This window comes from Microvirga antarctica (assembly GCF_017921815.1).
Taxonomy (GTDB): Bacteria; Pseudomonadota; Alphaproteobacteria; order Rhizobiales; family Beijerinckiaceae; genus Microvirga; species Microvirga antarctica.
The window spans coordinates 1-323 of record NZ_JAGEMM010000034.1; the positions used below are offsets into that span (position 1 = coordinate 1).

A 323-nucleotide genomic window follows, 5' to 3' on the forward strand; every position below is an offset into this window, starting at 1 on the left:
TGGCGATGTATTTGCCGATTTTTCATCTGGGAGACGCGATGAGCGGGATGGGATAAGGCTGGCGCACATTTACGCCAGCCAGAATATTAGAGGCTATTGAAAATGCGGTTTTCTTGTTCCTGCACCCGAATAAAGGTGGTGCGTTTGGTCAACTCTTTCAGGCGAGACGCGCCGACATAAGTGCAGGCTGAGCGTAGACCGCCCAGGATATCGCGGGCAGTATTGCCCACCGGCCCACGCAGCGGCAATTTAACCGTTTTACCTTCTGCCGCGCGGTATTTCGCAACGCCGCCGACATGACGGTTCATCGCAGATTCCGAACT

The 323-nt window shown here is 54.5% G+C and carries 1 protein-coding gene; it reads right to left on the reverse strand.

Features of this window, described 5'->3' with window-relative positions; genetic code table 11:
• Window positions 1-86: 86 nt before the first annotated feature.
• A partial coding sequence (locus J4G32_RS20755; RefSeq protein WP_210497536.1) for an IMP dehydrogenase occupies window positions 87-323 on the reverse strand: 237 nt, incomplete at its 5' end.